The sequence below is a fragment of the Lactiplantibacillus mudanjiangensis genome (assembly GCF_005405385.1).
Lineage (GTDB): Bacteria > Bacillota > Bacilli > Lactobacillales > Lactobacillaceae > Lactiplantibacillus > Lactiplantibacillus mudanjiangensis.
The window spans coordinates 398,003-410,995 of the sequence record NZ_BJDY01000003.1 but is presented as its reverse complement, the minus strand read 5'-3'; the positions used below and the strand labels follow the sequence as shown (position 1 = coordinate 410,995).

Annotated in this window: 10 protein-coding genes; 6 read left to right on the top strand and 4 right to left on the bottom strand. The window is 44.5% G+C overall.

The annotated features are described in order from the left end of the window. Positions 1-270: 270 nt before the first annotated feature. Positions 271-987: a GntR family transcriptional regulator gene (locus tag FFM84_RS06710; RefSeq protein ID WP_130844743.1), complete on the bottom strand. Its 717-nt coding sequence runs from the start codon at positions 985-987 to the stop codon at positions 271-273. Positions 988-1,173: 186 nt separating this feature from the next. Between FFM84_RS06710 and FFM84_RS06705 the strand changes: the two genes are divergently transcribed. The 4 genes from FFM84_RS06705 (at position 1,174) to FFM84_RS06690 (ending at position 4,910) form a co-directional block, all read left to right on the top strand. Beyond that, positions 1,174-1,440 (top strand): hypothetical protein, encoded by a 267-nt coding sequence (locus FFM84_RS06705; RefSeq protein WP_130844385.1) that lies wholly within the window; start codon positions 1,174-1,176, stop codon positions 1,438-1,440. 247 nt (positions 1,441-1,687) lie between these two features. Then, entirely contained in the window at positions 1,688-3,070 is a 1,383-nt protein-coding gene (locus FFM84_RS06700; RefSeq protein ID WP_130844386.1) for a glycoside hydrolase family 1 protein, read from the top strand. Beyond that, a complete protein-coding gene (locus FFM84_RS06695; RefSeq protein ID WP_130844387.1) occupies positions 3,070-4,548 on the top strand; it encodes a PTS sugar transporter subunit IIC in 1,479 nt (492 codons plus the stop codon). Before FFM84_RS06700 ends, FFM84_RS06695 begins: the two co-directional genes overlap by 1 nt. Positions 4,549-4,583: 35 nt before the next feature. Then, on the top strand, positions 4,584-4,910 hold the full coding sequence (locus FFM84_RS06690) for a PTS sugar transporter subunit IIB (protein WP_130844388.1): 327 nt from the start codon (positions 4,584-4,586) through the stop codon (positions 4,908-4,910). Positions 4,911-4,996: 86 nt separating this feature from the next. Here FFM84_RS06690 and FFM84_RS06685 read toward each other — a convergent pair whose 3' ends face one another. Continuing rightward, the gene (locus FFM84_RS06685; RefSeq protein ID WP_130844389.1) at positions 4,997-6,847 is read right to left on the bottom strand and encodes an FAD-binding protein; all 1,851 of its coding nucleotides are present in this window, start codon (positions 6,845-6,847) and stop codon (positions 4,997-4,999) included. Between the two features lie 162 nt (positions 6,848-7,009). On the opposite strand from FFM84_RS06685, the gene FFM84_RS06680 reads away from it, so the two are divergent. Beyond that, on the top strand, positions 7,010-7,903 hold the full coding sequence (locus FFM84_RS06680; RefSeq protein ID WP_130844390.1) for a LysR family transcriptional regulator: 894 nt from the start codon (positions 7,010-7,012) through the stop codon (positions 7,901-7,903). Positions 7,904-7,958: 55 nt separating this feature from the next. Here FFM84_RS06680 and FFM84_RS06675 read toward each other — a convergent pair whose 3' ends face one another. Continuing rightward, positions 7,959-10,355, bottom strand: coding sequence for an NAD(P)H-dependent oxidoreductase (locus FFM84_RS06675; RefSeq protein ID WP_165444470.1), 2,397 nt, complete (start codon positions 10,353-10,355; stop codon positions 7,959-7,961). A 129-nt stretch (positions 10,356-10,484) separates the two neighbouring features. Here FFM84_RS06675 and FFM84_RS06670 point away from each other — a divergent pair, with 129 nt between their 5' ends. After that, positions 10,485-11,372 (top strand): LysR family transcriptional regulator, encoded by an 888-nt coding sequence (locus FFM84_RS06670; protein WP_130844392.1) that lies wholly within the window; start codon positions 10,485-10,487, stop codon positions 11,370-11,372. Here the strand turns inward: FFM84_RS06670 and FFM84_RS06665 are convergent. Continuing rightward, entirely contained in the window at positions 11,361-12,878 is a 1,518-nt protein-coding gene (locus FFM84_RS06665; RefSeq protein ID WP_130844393.1) for a hypothetical protein, read from the bottom strand. The two genes, FFM84_RS06670 and FFM84_RS06665, sit on opposite strands and share 12 nt — an antisense overlap. Positions 12,879-12,993: the final 115 nt, after the last annotated feature.

The window sequence follows — 12,993 nt, the reverse complement described above, 5'->3', positions numbered from 1 at the left end:
ACAACTCAATCTCATCATCATTATAACCGAGAGTGAGTTCACATTGAGCCCAGCCGTGGGAGGCTTTTAGCGATTTATCGCTTAGAGCCTGGCGTTTTTGAAACACGATTTTTGTGGTTCAAAACGACGGTTCAGACCGCTTTTTGGCTGAACCGGTCCGCCCACAGCGTTCCGGCTCAATGTGGGCGAACGGCAGGTGGCAAGAGTGAGGACTTTTGATCGTTGAACAAACACTTGCTACATTAACGACAGTTGTCATTTCACCTTTAATTAATGGATTTGAATATCGGCCACGACCGTACTAGTCGCGTATGGTAAATGTGCTTCTGAGATTTCGAATGGTTGCCCGTCATCTGTGTAACTGACTTGGTTAATGACCAAAACTGGGTCACCTACTTGAGAGCCTAAGCCTTCAATATCTTCATCATTGGCTTTGGCCGCCGAAATAATTCGATGAGAACCGGCAATCGACATCCCTCGTTCTTTTTCCAAGTAGCCATAAATCGACCCCATCAGTACACTCTTCGTCAACGTCACAATGCTGGTTGGCATAATCGTATGTTCATAAGCCCAGACTTTCCCGTCCACATACCGGGTTCGCCGAATAACATAGACCGGGTCCATGTCGTCAATCATTAATTGTTCAGCTTCACGAGTCGTTGGTAGGCGTGCTTGTAATTCCAACACTTTACTCGTAACTTTCTTTCCAGCATTGGTCCGCGTTGTCCCTAGTGGTTTGTCCATCAATGTCTCTTGATGATCTTCAGTGATGCCAAAATCTTTACGTACAAACGTCCCCGCACCACGTTTAGAATAAACCATCCCTTCAATAATCAATAGCTGAATGGCTTTATGAATCGTAATCCGCGTTGTATCGAAAGTCGCGGCTAATTTGTTTTGATCCGGCATTAATTCACCGGGCGCATATTTCCCCGACTTGATATCTTGACGTAAACTGTCGGCGATGGCCTCGTATTTGTAAGCCAATTTTCTCACATTCTTTCCTCAATAACATCTTGTCACATAGTTTAACCCATTTCGTTAACAAAGTGAATAATTTGTATATACTTTTTAAATGAATGTTTAATTTCATTTCAAAACTGATTATTTTCCCAACGATCACGAAGTCGGTATAATAAACCTACAATTCGATCATTTAATGAGGTGAAAAGCATGGAAGTCCATTCGCTAAAGCTCGATCAAGATGCCGTTATTTATTCAGCAGCGATCAAAACCCTAGCTAATTTCAAACCAGAAATTAACGTTGATTTTTCCAAAGTCTCTAATCAAGAAGAAGCCCGTATTTTGGCTCAAGAAACGACCAAACAGTTCACGGCAACCTTTGAAAAGTTATTGGAAACAGGGTATGCCAAAGCTATTTCCAAAGGTCAATTGGCTGAATGGGGCGCTTATTATTTAGCTCATAAAAGCCAAAAATAACCGGCCTAAAAACTAAGACCACTAATGATTTACTGGTTAAATTAGTACCAACCAATCCGGTTGGTACTAATTTTTTTGCATTTTAGGATCGTTCAAAACCCTTGATATAACTGAATTTATATTTTGAATTATCTAAAAGACTATACAAATTTAATCAAAAGGATTGTTTTTAATACCGATTGAGTTTATACTACAAAGGTGTTAAGGAAAGCGCTTCCTGAAAAACATGATTAGATTGGAGGAAATTATGGACCTTTCACGTAGAATGCCCAAAGATTTTTTCTGGGGTAACTCAGTTTCGAGTATGCAAACTGAAGGCGCCTGGAATATTGATGGTAAGGGCAAATCAGTTTATGATGTGCGCCCAGCCACTGAGCACACTGCGGATTGGCATGATGCCATTGATGAATATCACCGCTATGACGAGGATTTAGACTTAATGCAATCGATGCACATGAACATGTATCGAATTCAAATCTCTTGGTCACGAGTGGTTCCCGATGGCGATGGTGACTTCAACCAAGCTGGGATCGACTTTTACGACCGCTTAGTTGATGGGATGCTCAAACGTGGGATTACGCCAATGATCTGCTTGTACCATTTCGATATGCCATTAGCGCTAGCCCAAAAAGAAAACGGATTCATGTCACGACATACTGTTGATGCATTTGTCCGTTTTGGGAAAAAGATGATTGAACACTTCGCTGATCGGGTCAAATATTGGATCACGTTCAACGAACACAATTTGTATTTTACGAATGAAGTTTTCAACATTTCAGGTTATGACCATGGCGACCGGTCACTAAACGATCTCTACACCATTTTCCATCATACCATGTTGGCTCACGCACAACTTGATGCATTTGTTCATGCCGACTACGATGATGTGAAATTCGGTGGGATGATTGCCTACACACCAGTCTACCCAGCCACGTCTAAACCAAATGATGTTTTCGCCGCTCGACAATTAGATCAATTTTTAAATAATAATTTGAACGATGCGTTTGTTCACGGTCATTACGCCCATGAAGTTCTAACCTATATCAAGAACAACGATATTGATTATGACCATCAGGCTGGCGATGATGATATTATTGCGAACATGCACGCAGACTTCTTAGCATTCAGCTATTATCGTACAACGACGATCAATGCCGATAAGGTTCCTGCGGGAACGGCACCTAATCATTATTTGGATTATGGCATGGAGTCAAACCGCTTCCTTAAAGCCAACAAGTGGGGCTGGACGATTGATCCACTTGGATTCCGTAATATGATCACTGATCTGTACAACCGCTATGAGGTTCCAGTCTTCCCAATTGAAAATGGGATCGGCTTGGAAGAACATTGGGATGGTCAAAATATGATTGAAGATGACTTGCGCATCCAATATCATGAAGAACACATCTCAGCGATGAAAGACGCGATGTTTTTAGACGGTGCAAAAGTCTTGGGTTACTTGGGCTGGGGGCTCATTGATATCCCAAGTTCACACGCCGACATTGAAAAACGTTACGGGGTCGTCTATGTCAATCGCAGTAACCATGATTTAAAGGACATGCAACGTGTCCCAAAGAAGTCCTATTACTGGCTTAAGTCAGTTTTAGCAAAAAATGGAGATGAATTGTAATGGAAAATAGCAATAGCAGTAACAGTGCTTTTAGTAAATTCATTAACGATAAAATTTTGCCACCGGTCATGAAATTCGTTAACACGAAACCGGTCAAAGCCTTACAAGATGGGATGGTTTACGCCTTACCATTTATCATTATCGGTTCCGTATTCTTGATTTTGTCAAATATCCCAATTCCAGCGCTTGCCGCGATCTTAAAAGCTTCTGGTTGGTCAGCATTCTTTAACCAAGCTTACACCGCTACGTTCGCGATTATGTCAGTTTGGGCCGCGGTTGGGATTGCTTATGTGTACGTCCGCAACGAAGGTTATGAAGCCCTCCCTGCTGGGTTAACTTCATTAGCCACTTTCTTACTTTTGCAAACGCTTAACATCGCCAGCCCATTAGCTGGTGCGATGGGCAAAGCTGGTACCGGGATCACCAATGCTGCCGGCAATGTTGTGATGTCAGGGACTGCCGTTAGTCAAAACATCGACAAATTACCAAAAGCATTGCAAGGATTCCTAACCACTCCTGTTAGCGGCGTTATCAACTTAACTTGGCTTGGTGGTCAAGGGATGGTTGCTGCGATCATTATTGGTATCTTAGTTGGTTGGGCATATTCTGCAATGATCCGTGCCGGTTGGAAGATTACTTTACCAGAACAAGTCCCAGCTAGTGTTGCTGGTCAATTTACCGCTATGATCCCTGCTGGGGTTATTATCACCGTTTCAATGTTACTTTACGCTGCTTTCAGTGCCTTTGGTAACACCGACTTATTGCAATTAATCTATACAATGTTACAAACACCATTGCAAGGATTATCTGATTCACTTGGTGGTGCCTTAGTTATCGCATTCTTAGTTCCATTCTTCTGGTTCTTTGGGGTCCATGGTGGGTTAATCATGGGTGCCATCACCAGTGGGTTATTAATTCCTAACACTGCCGATAACGCCGCTTTATATAAAGCAGGCAAATTGACTGTTGCTCAAGGTGCCCACATTGTTACCAACGAATTCTACAACAACTTCATTAACTTAACTGGTTCTGGGATTACCATTGGGTTAGTTATCTTTACGGTCTTCGCCGCGCGTTCTGTCCAATTGAAGACTATTGGGAAGATTGAATTAGTCCCTGCTTTGTTTAACATTAACGAACCATTCTTGTTCGGTTTGCCATTAGTTATGAACCCATTCTTGGCAATTCCATTCTTCTTAACCCCTGTTTTGGTTGCCTTATCAACCTACTTGGTTATCTACTTCGGAATTATCCCACCATTGAACGGGGTTGCTGCGCCTTGGACGACACCAGCGATTATCTCTGGTTTCCTTATTGGTGGTTGGAAGATGGCAATCTGGCAAACACTTACCTTGGTTATGTCAACTGCAATCTACTTCCCATTTGCTAAGAAGTATGACCGGATCTTGAAGGGCCAAGAAGATGCTAAAGCTGCTGCCGAAGCCGCTGCTGGAAATGCTGCTGCTGAAAAAGCTTAATAGTTACTCGTTTTGTTTGAAAGGATGAATTGATTATGGCTGAAAAAATTATTATGTTGGCTTGTTCAGCCGGCATGTCAACCTCACTACTCGTTTCAAAGATGCAAGCTGCCGCTAAAGCCGACGGTGTTGATTACAAGATCTTCGCCACTTCTTCAGCTGACATCGACCATCAATTAGCTTCTGATGAAAAACCAGACGTTTTGTTACTCGGACCACAAATTCGTTACATGGCTAACGATGTTAAGAAGAAGACCGATAAAGTCGGTATTCCAATGGACATCATTAACATGAGCGATTATGGCATGATGAATGGTGAAAACGTCTTAAAGACTGCTGAAAAAATGTTAGGTGACGCTTAGTTAAGTTTCACGTGAAACATTTTGACACATAGGACAAAAGAACCACCCGCAATTAATTTTGCGGGTGGTTCTTTTTACGTTCACAATTAAGCAGTCACCTTACTAAGCGCATCTTGAACGGCTGACTTCAATGCTCGACTCGTGGTCGAGGCGCCAGAAACCACATCAACATCGGCACTATTAGCTTGTACCATCTGAGCTGGCAATTCATCTAACGCTGCTTGACCGACATCGGCACTTTCACTTTGCCGGACAACCTCAACTTGTTGTAGCTTGTCATTAGCATAGGTGATTCGTACCACAATTTGACCACCAATGCCATTGGCACTAGTTCCTAAATATTGATTAGACCCAAGCTCAATCGTGCTTAAATCGTCTGCGGCAGCTAAATTATCGCCACCTAAAGTCGTTGTTTTTTGACTGGCCGAGGTGGTCGCGTCATTGACCATGGCTTGTGGTGAATCGGCCTTAGGTTTAGCCGCATTTTCACCAGCAATCTTCCCAAAGATCAAGCATTCGGCTAAGTTACCACCACCCTGATATTGGTTCGCACAAATCCCACCGAGTTCACCGGCACCATACAAGTGTGGGATTGGCCGTTGATCACTATCGAGAATTTCAGCTTGGGCATTACGCCGAGGACCACCTTGGGTATTCAAGATATCATGCGTTAATGCAGCCGCATAATATGGTCCATCACCAAAGGCTGTCATACTATCGGCTTGACGACCATAAGCATAATCACGTCCTTGAGCAGCAAACGTATTAAAATCAGTGATTGTTTGCGTTAAGATCTCCCCATCAGCACCCATTTGAGTGGCTAAATCAGCTAAGGTGTCTGCCTTTAGCAACGTCTTTAGAAAATCCGCATATGGCAAGTTTTCAGCTTGATTGAAGCGATCCAATTGGGCCTGATCAAACACCAGATAAGGATGGACATTCGTCCGAGGTACTCGCCAAGTCCCATGATCGTAAATATGACCATGACGATTTTGTTCGTCTTCTTTGAAATACCGGCTGCCGTCATCACCAACTGTGATAATGCTGCCGTGTGACAGTTCTGGCCAAGCATTGACAATCAAACGGGCCCGTTCACCGGCGGGTACATCAAAGGCTAAGCCATGTAACATCCCTAGCGCTTCATAGTTCTGCATGTGCCACAAATCAGCCCCGACTTCTTCAGCCATCCGAATCCCGTCACCACGATTATAGAGCGTCCCTAATGGCGCTAAGCGTGCAGCACCTAAGTAGTCTTGAACTTGTTCAGGGTTGTTTTCAAAACCACCCATCGCCATGACAACGCCATTTAAGGCCCGGACATTGACCCGTTTTTCATGACGCTCAATTTGCACACCGACTACCGCTTTAGTAATCGGATCTTGAATAAGATGTTTAGCTGGTGCTTCCAACCAGACATCGATCTTGTCGGATCGATCAACGACCTTTTGCCGTAAAATCTTCCACAATGCCGCATCGAAGAACCCGCCGTGGACAGTCGTAAAGTCATAACTTTTCACGCCATCATACTCTGGATATTCAAAAATCGCATCCTTAATATTGACATCAGTTGAGTCCAAATCAAAATTCTTTTTAAAACTGAATGGCTCAACATCCAAATAATCGCGGACATATTGCCGCATATTTGCCATGCCTTTAACATAAGTATTCACCATGGTTTCATCCAATTGCATCGGCGCTGTTAAATTTTGATAATACGTTTTTAGTTCATCAAAGTTATCACCAGTCCCGATTAATTGCGCGGAATAACGGGTATTCCCACCTTCATGACCATTTGGCGCGACATCAGTTAGTAAAACTTTAGCTCCTGCATCAGCAGCAAACCGTGCGGCGGTTGCCCCGGCACCACCAAAGCCTAAAACCACTGTGTCATAAGTGGCGTCCCATTTAATCTTTTCAACATCAACCATCTGTATCATCCTCCTTAAATTAATTGTGTTAAGAATCACAATCAAAGGGTCGCCTCTATTATGCAATCGCTTACCAAGGTTGTAAAATTACTTTCGACTGGTATGATGATAATAAATTTATTATTAATTAAACCGCCACAAATTAACGTGAGTTATTAAGGAGCCTTAACCATGGATCAACGACTCGGTGACTTCTTAGCCGCGATTGCCACTACTGGCAACATGACTAAAGCCGCACAAAGTTTATTCGTCACTCAACCTTATATTAGTCAAACCGTCCGCCGCGCTGAAAATGAGCTGAACGTGGTTTTAGTGACTCGTGATCATCAACCGCTCACCCTCACTTATGCTGGCCAACGCGTTTTAACCTATTTACAAGCCCAGCATCAGCTTCAAACCGCAATGCAACAAGAACTCAAACAACTAACGAACCATGCTGCTGGTTCCTTAACTTTGGCCATTAATCAGCCGTTAGCCGCCCTTTGGTTGCCAGAGATTTTACCGGCGTTATATGCCCAATTTCCACAGTTGCATCTCAATATTCAAGAACTGACCACGAGTGAGGCCGAGCAACGATTACCCACGGGGAAAATCGATGTGTTTATCGGTAAAGCGATCTATGACCATCGACTTGCTTTTCAACCACTTGGCCGCCTAAAACTGGCCCTGGTTGTTCCCGCCAATAGTGACATTCAGCCACAAGCTGAACAACCATTAGCTGCCCTTACGAATCAACCGTTTATTCGTATCGCCGCCCCATCACGTTTTCAAGAAGTCGTTGATCATTACTTCCAAGACAATGGCATTACCGTCATTAATCGTCTAGAAGTGCCAGACTCACGCATTGCTCTGGCATTGGCAACCGCGCAACTAGGGAGCATGGTCACCGGTTGGGACACCTCCAAAACAGCGCTAAAAAACCATCCTGATCAAATTCGAATTTATCCCATTCCAACCAATCAAGTGGCCCTGGATATGGGTATCACGTATCCAGCCCACCATCACAGTGCGGTTTTAACACAATTAGTGCAGTTGACGATGACGAAGCTATTACCATTACTATGAAAAAAGTAGCGGCACCCCGGTTAAAACCAGAGTGCCGCTACTTTCACACGCTTTTTTATTGAACCGTCGTTTTAACTTTACTCAACGCATTCTTAACCGCACTCTTAATGGCGCGACTAGAAGCGGAAGCACCTGAAATACTGTCGACATCAGCGCTATTCGCTTGAACCATGGCTGCTGGTAATTGCTCAACCGCCGCTTGACCAACATCTTCGCTTTCACTCTGTTGAACAATTTCAACATTTTGTAATGTTGCATCGGTATACGTGATCCGCACAACCACTTGACCACCAATTCCGGCTTCACTAACCCCTAAATATTGATTAGGACCCACCGTAATGTTAGCTAAAGCATCAGCTTCAACAACATCATTGCCACCAAGATCAACGGTCGCTTCAGCCGGGCCATCAACAGGTGCTGTTGCAGCCAATGGGGTTTGTTGTGCGGCATTTTCACCGGCAATCTTCCCAAAGATCAAGCATTCGGCTAAGTTGCTCCCACCGGCATATTGATTGGCATTAGCGCCGCCCAATTCACCTGCACCATAAAGATGTGGAATGGGTTGCGCATGGACATCCAAGATTTCGGCTTTAGCATTGCGACGTGGCCCACCTTGCGTATTTAACATCCCCGCTTCTAGGCGTGCCGCGTAGTATGGACCATCATCAAATGCCCGCATCGTTTCTGGTGCCCGATGTTGACTAAAGTCTTCACCATTTTCAGCAAATTGATTGAAATCTTGAACTGTCTTCATTAAGATAGTTGGTTGCAAATCGGTTGCTGCAGCCAAATCAGCCAAGGTATCAGCCTTAACCAATTGATCTAAGAAGCTATCATCGGGATTATCAGCCGCTTTAAATTGCTCATATTGCGCTTGGTCAAAGATTAAGTAAGCATGATCTTGCGCCGTTGGAATCCGCCAAGTGCCATGATCATATAACCGACCATGCCGATTTGGTTCGTCTTCACGGAAGTAACGACTGCCATCATCACCGGCAACTAAGATTGATCCGGTATATAAGTCAGGCCATGGGGCCAAGATTAACTTGCCGCGTTCACCCGGTTTCGGTGCAAAAGTCATCCCAGCGAGGATGCCTAAGCCTTCGTAGCTGTGCATGTGCCACAAGTCGGCGCCAACTTCTTCAGCCATCCGAATCCCGTCACCACGGTTATATAAACTGCCAATTGGGGCCAGATGTGGCGCACCTAGGTAGTCTTGGATATACTGATTATTGGTTTCAAAACCACCCATACTCATGACGACCCCGTTACGAGCACGAATATTTACACTAACACCATGCCGTTTGATTTGAACCCCTAGAATGGCCTTCGTTTCTGGATCTTGAATCAATTTTTCAGCAGGTGAATCTAGCCAAACATCGATCTGATCAGAACGATCCAAAACGTGTTGCCGTAAGTTCTTCCAAAGCGCCGCATCAAAGAAGCCTTCGTGAACCAAGGTCAAATCAAATGCCTTAGCCCCTGGTAGTTCTGGATATTCTGGCGCCAACGCATCCGAAGGCCCAGTCTTAGGCCCATATTTATAGGTATCGTTATAACTAACCGGTTCCTTAACATCCAAATAATCCTTGAAGTAATCACGCATGTTGACCATGCCATGAACATACGTCTGTAATAAATCTTCGTCCAACTTGGTCGTGCCAAGCATCGCACGATAATAAGCTAATAGTTGGTCATAATCAGTCCCTGTCGCCACGACTTGTCCGGCATAACGCACATTGCCACCTTCGTGACCGTTTGGTGCCGCATCAACAAGCAAGGTCTTGGCATGATTATCGGCGGCAAACCGCGCAGCACTAGCCCCAGCGGCGCCAAATCCTAAGACGATCACATCGTAACTGGCACTCCACTTAAGTTGTGAGGTACTGGTTGTTTTAGGTGAAAACTTAGCATTGATCATGTCAGTATAAGCTGAAAAATGCGCGAAACATTCTTCCAAAAAGGCCACCGTCTTGGTATCCTTCAACCACCCATTGTCATCGAAAGCGGTCGTCGCGTGACTCAATAGAAATTCGTTACCCGGTAAGACGTAACCGCCAATTCCAGGCGCATCTAACGTTTCACGCAATTGAATCTGGGCTCGTGACGTCCCTTGAGCGCCCAAAGATGCACCGACAATCATGATCGGCTTATTTTGGAATGGGTGATCGACACATGATAACCATTCAATCACACTCTTTAACGCTGCTGGAATCGCATGATCGTATTCCGGTGTTGCTAAAATGACCCCATCGGCCGCTTTAATCGCGTCATTTAAATCCAAAACGCTGGCTGGTGGATTACTGAGAGCATCTTCATTGAATAAAGGTAAATCTTTAATTTCACGAACTTCAATAGTCGCTTCGGTTTTAAAATGGCGTTGCATAAACTGTAACAATTGACGATTGTACGATTTGCTGGCATTAGTGCCAACTAATCCGATAAATTTCATACCCAATCACGTCGCTTTCTATTTTGTGATTATTTTCTCAAGATCATTGTAACCCTGTCATTTATTTTTGAAACCGGTAAAATACTTCTAGAGGCGAAGTTAAACGTTCGCCTAAATCGGAGGTACTGTATGAACATTGACTTAATCCAACTCTTTTTAGAAGTTGTTGAGTCCGGTAGTTTTAAAAAGGTCGCTGAACACCATTTACTTTCTCAACGCGCGGTTTCTAAAAAGATCGGTACACTAGAGATGGCATTAGGTGTTGCACTATTCAAACGTCAGGCGAACCGGATTACCCTAACGCAGGCCGGTCATTTTTTCTATACGGCTAGTCAAACGATGACTAATCAATTCAGTGAAGCATTACGCGAGATTCAAACATTAAGTCGTGACACCCAAGAGGTCTTAAGTATTGGTTACTTCTCCATTTTTGAAAGCCAGCTTATGCAAGACCGGTTTCAAACGTTCAAGCACGCTCATCCAGCCATTAACTTGATCTTTCGCCAAGCCAGTATTGAACATCTTCATCAGAGTGTTTTAAATGGTGAACTCGATTTGGCGTTCATCATTAGTTATGGGCCACAAGCCCTCATTCCTGACAACCAACTCAACATCAAGACCGTCGCCAAACGACAAATGGTTTTAGGCTTGAGTGCACAAAATCCGCTCAGTCAACAGCCCACCATTGCGGCACGCGACTTAGCGGATACTAAAATTCTTTATTATAGTGCTGAAAACTCGGCCTACTTACAGCAAAGCTTTAGTCAACGCAATCCCGATCTAGCTCCTGATCAGATTCAACGCGTTACTAGTGTGGAACAAATGGAGCTGTTAGTCGCCTTAGATCAAGCCGTGGCGTTTTATCCAGCCGACATTTATGATCCTTTGTTAAATCCACGCCAACAGATCAAGTTAGTCCCGTTAGCTGGCGCCAATCAAAACTACCAGTTAATCGAATTGTGGCGGGCCGATAATCAAAACCCGGCATTGCAGAAATACTTACATTTAACCTTTTAATAACCATTGTAGTTGTGTCAAAGCCGCCTGGTGATCAGCATCACTTTGCTTGGCGACATAATAGTAAGTCAACGTTTCATGATACAGTGCTTGTTGGCTAGGTTTGAGTTGATAATACCGATCAAACGTCGCCGTTAAAGCCGCCGCCGTCACACTGGCCGCTAACTCACGATCACAAAATGTCCGCAGTTCCCGTCGCGTCAAGCGTGTGCGTGGAACTGGCGTGAATTCTGGTTGCGCGGCTAAACGCTTATTTAATGCTGCCGCCAAAGCTTTAGCGGCATGTTGCGACAACCATTGTTGAATCGCCTCAACCGATGTCAACGCTGCTAGGGCTTGAAAATCAGTCAAGTTGAGTTGCCTGGCCCAACGAGTGCCTAACAAGCGTTGCCAATCGGCCAATTGCGTGCTGGTTTGATGATAGTCCCAACCCCAGCAACTATTGAAGACATCATCATAAAATCGCGTCGTCTGCTGTTGATCTAACGTTTGGGTCATCTGATTCAAATCAGCCACAAAGTCGCGTTTTAGCATCGCTAATCGGCGCACTTGAATTTGACCAGTCTGCGCGTATTCGGCGACAATAATGCCAAATTGATACGCATTCAGTAACGCCCGACCAGTTTGTGGGGCGTTCAGTTTGCTGAATTCATCACGAGCCACTTGGCGATCAGGTCGTCGTACAATGACATGTGCCAATTGACTCAAGTAACGTCGATAGGTCGCACTCGTGCGCAACGCGTGTTCTGCCGTTACTGCGGCAGTTTGAGCCGCTTGTTGCGCCTGCTCATGCGCCTGTTCCACTTGGGCTTTAGTTGCTGCGATGCAATCCGCAATGGTTTGCTTTTCGCGATCCACTAGTTGATCGTAGGTCGTTAAACTTGGTTTGAGTTCGGTTAATGGCAATTGGCTCGTACGTCGACGCAAGTAGGTCGTCACTGTCGTCTGCGTGTGGGTTTGGACCTCACGCACTTGTGGTTGCCACTGACTTGGTAATTGTGGCAATAACGGCTTCGTAAACATAATGTTCGGAACCGTTGGCGCTTTTGCCGTTAGTCGTTGATACTGAGCCACCGCATAAAAGTTGTCCTCCGTGGTGATCACCATCAAGAAGCGCGTTTCCGCGTTCATAAACTTCTTCACACATTCCGAACCCACAATTAATTCGCGATGATTCTGTTTGTTTTGAACATGATATTCATATCGCACTGGCTTATGACACAGTTCACAGTGATGCCACGCTTGGCGGTCAGCACTCTGATTGACGACATAAGGCAAACTAGCTAACAATTGCCATTCTTGGCTACACGCACTCAACCAGTCGCCATGGTCATGAACGATCAGGTTTCGTACCGTTGATGGTAAAAAGTCACTATCTGCCTTAACAGTGACGTGCTCATTTAATAATCGGCTAATTTGATTTAACGTGGTTTGTCGCCGAGCATGTTCACTTAATCGAAAAAATCGATTTTCAGCAGGGGTAATTAAGGTTGTTGGCTTTGGCATCCAACCCCTCCTTTCATTTAAAACTAGCTCTCATAGCATAGCATAAAACCGTTATCGACAAGGTCGATAATGCTTCCGCTTGTACACCACTGCTAATCGTAAGTTTATATATTTT

What these genes read in the sequence shown, in the direction of transcription:
- FFM84_RS06705 (WP_130844385.1), top strand. Translation starts at nt 1,174, where the DNA reads ATGGAAGTCCATTCGCTAAAGCTCGATCAAGATGCCGTTATTTATTCA.
- FFM84_RS06700 (WP_130844386.1), top strand. Translation starts at nt 1,688, where the DNA reads ATGGACCTTTCACGTAGAATGCCCAAAGATTTTTTCTGGGGTAACTCA.
- FFM84_RS06695 (WP_130844387.1), top strand. Translation starts at nt 3,070, where the DNA reads ATGGAAAATAGCAATAGCAGTAACAGTGCTTTTAGTAAATTCATTAAC.
- FFM84_RS06690 (WP_130844388.1), top strand. Translation starts at nt 4,584, where the DNA reads ATGGCTGAAAAAATTATTATGTTGGCTTGTTCAGCCGGCATGTCAACC.
- FFM84_RS06685 (WP_130844389.1), bottom strand. Translation starts at nt 6,847, where the DNA reads ATGATACAGATGGTTGATGTTGAAAAGATTAAATGGGACGCCACTTAT.
- FFM84_RS06680 (WP_130844390.1), top strand. Translation starts at nt 7,010, where the DNA reads ATGGATCAACGACTCGGTGACTTCTTAGCCGCGATTGCCACTACTGGC.
- FFM84_RS06675 (WP_165444470.1), bottom strand. Translation starts at nt 10,355, where the DNA reads ATGAAATTTATCGGATTAGTTGGCACTAATGCCAGCAAATCGTACAAT.
- FFM84_RS06670 (WP_130844392.1), top strand. Translation starts at nt 10,485, where the DNA reads ATGAACATTGACTTAATCCAACTCTTTTTAGAAGTTGTTGAGTCCGGT.
- FFM84_RS06665 (WP_130844393.1), bottom strand. Translation starts at nt 12,878, where the DNA reads ATGCCAAAGCCAACAACCTTAATTACCCCTGCTGAAAATCGATTTTTT.